Annotated in this window: 3 protein-coding genes; all 3 read left to right on the top strand. The window is 71.5% G+C overall.

The features are described from left to right. The first annotated feature begins 119 nt into the window (after positions 1-119). Positions 120-1,037, top strand: a complete 918-nt coding sequence (locus ASJ79_RS22540) for an ABC transporter ATP-binding protein (RefSeq protein WP_067960153.1) — start codon at positions 120-122, stop codon at positions 1,035-1,037. After that, positions 1,037-1,789 (top strand): ABC transporter permease, encoded by a 753-nt coding sequence (locus ASJ79_RS22535; protein ID WP_067960147.1) that lies wholly within the window; start codon positions 1,037-1,039, stop codon positions 1,787-1,789. Before ASJ79_RS22540 ends, ASJ79_RS22535 begins: the two co-directional genes overlap by 1 nt. 10 nt (positions 1,790-1,799) lie before the next feature. Beyond that, positions 1,800-2,462: alpha/beta fold hydrolase (locus tag ASJ79_RS22530; RefSeq protein WP_067960150.1), on the top strand; the 663-nt coding region annotated here is incomplete at its 3' end.

Below are 2,462 nucleotides of genomic sequence, written 5' to 3'. Positions count from 1 at the left end.
TGCTGGATGCGGTGATCATCGGTGTGGAACGCGGTCGTCTGCTTCAACCAGGCCCCTTCGTCGGGAGCAACGTCGTCGCCTGGGCCCTGGCGTCTGATGACACCGGTGACTGGACGACCGTGATCGAACTGACCGCTCTGACAAAGGTGTTCCGGTCGGTGCACGGGGCGACCCGCGCCGTCGACGGGCTGACGTGCACGATCGAGCCCGGCGTCGTGACCGGTTTCCTCGGGCCCAACGGCGCGGGCAAGACCACCACGATGCGGATGATCCTGGGGCTCGACCACCCCACCTCGGGCACGGCCACCATCGACGGCCGCAGCTACCGGCAGCTGCGCGACCCGCTGCGCACGGTCGGCGCGTTGCTGGACGCCAGGCAGGTCCATCCGAACCGCACGGTGCGCAACCACCTGCGCTGGATCGCCGCGACCCACCGCCTCGGCAGGAGCCGTCCCGACGAGGTCCTCGCCACGGTCGGGCTGACCTCGGTCGCCGACGCGCGCGCGGGCACGCTGTCGCTGGGGATGAGCCAGCGGTTGGGCATCGCCACGGCGCTGCTCGGCGACCCGCCGGTGCTGCTGTTCGACGAACCGGTCAACGGCCTCGATCCCGAGGGCATCCACTGGGTCCGTACCTTGATGCGCACGCTGGCCGCCGAGGGCCGCACCGTGCTGGTGTCCAGCCATCTGCTCTCGGAGATGGCCAACACCGCCGACCGGCTGGTCGTGATCGGCAAGGGCCGCCTGATCGCGTCGACGACGGTGGCCGAGTTCGTCGGGAGCTCCGGCGCGTCACCGGTGCGGGTGCGCAGCCCGCGGTTGCAGGACCTGCACGCCGTGCTGGCTGCCGCCGGGTTCACCGTGCACGTCGAGCCCGACGCACTGGTCGTGCAGGACACCACCACCGAGGCCGTCGGCGAACTCGCCGCCGCGCATTCCCTCGCGCTGCACGAGCTGAGTGCGCAACAGGTTTCGCTGGAACAGGCCTACCTGGCCTCGACCGACGACGCCACCGAGTTCAGAGCGGGACCGCGCTGATGCGGGCCGTGGCCGCCGTCGACGCCGAACGCGTCAAGCTGACCACGCTGCGGTCACCGCTGTGGGCCGCGCTGGCCGCCATGGTGCTGAGCTGCGCGCTGGCCGCGCTGCAGACCTCCACCGCGTACGGCTACGCCCGGCTGAGCGTGCCCGAGGTGGCGCTCGGTGTCGCGGTGTTCGGCATCCCGGTGCTGATGATCGTCGCGGCGATGACGGTGACGGGGGAGTACCGCACCGGGCTGATCGCCGTCACCTGGCTGGCCACTCCCGACCGGACACTGGTGATGTGCGCCAAAGCCGTTGTTGCCGCGGTGTTCTCGGCGGTGTCGGCCGCGGTCATGGTGCTCGGCTCGGTCTCGGTGGCCCGGCTGGTCGCCGCCCCCGGCGTCGCGGACGCGTTGACGGTGCCGGCCACCGTGCGCTTCGCGGCGGCGGTCGCGCTGTACGCGGTACTGGCGGCCGTGCTCGGTGTCGGGGTCGCCACGCTGTTGCGGCACACCGCCGGTGCGGTGACCGTTCTGCTGTTGTGGCCGCTGCTCGTGGAGCCGCTGCTGGCCAACCTTCCCGGCCGAGGCTGGCAGATCGGCCCGTACCTGCCGTTCGGGAACGCGATGCGGTTCCTGGACGTGCAGTGGCTGTATCCCGGCTTCGCCATGCACTGGGGCACGTGGGGGTCACTGGGCTACTTCGCCGCGGTGGTCGTCGTGGTGTTCGTGGCCGCGCTGATCAGCGTCAACCGCCGCGACGCTTAGCATGGCGGAGATGACCGCACCGCAGACCGTCGAACTCGACCTGCCGCACCTGACGGTGACCGCGCTGGCCTGGGGCCCGCCCGACGGCCGGCTGGTGCTGTGCCTGCACGGCTTTCCCGACAGTGCGTGGGGCTGGCGAAAGCTGGCTCCGCTGCTGGCCGAACGCGGCATGCGGGTGGTCGCGCCGTTCGCCCGCGGGTACGCACCGACCGGACCCGCACCCGACGGCGACTATCACATCGGTGCGCTCATGTACGACGCGCTCGCGGTGTACCGCGCGCTCGGTGCGCCCGAGGACGCGGTGCTGATCGGCCATGACTGGGGTGCGTTCACCGCCGGCGCCCTCGCCGCGTATCCGGAATCGCCGTTCACCGAGCACATTACGATGGCGGTGCCGCCGATCGGTGCGATCAGCCGCATGCGGGGGCCGGTCACCCGGCAGCTGCGCATGCTTCCCCGCCAGCTGCGCAACAGCTGGTACATCCTGTTCTTCCAACTGCCGGGGCTACCCGAACGCGTTCTGTCACGCGTCATTCCACGGCTCTGGCAGGACTGGGGACCGGCCGGTCATGACACCGGCGCCGAATTGGACGACGCGCTGGCCGCGCTGCCGAGCCCGGCCCACCGCCGCGCCGCGGTCGGCTACTACCGCGCCCTGGCGCGGCCGACGCGG

The organism is Mycobacterium sp. NAZ190054, from assembly GCF_001545925.1.
Taxonomy (GTDB): Bacteria; Actinomycetota; Actinomycetes; order Mycobacteriales; family Mycobacteriaceae; genus Mycobacterium.
The sequence above is the reverse complement of the archived record's forward strand: the minus strand, read 5'-3'. Positions and strand labels throughout refer to the sequence as shown.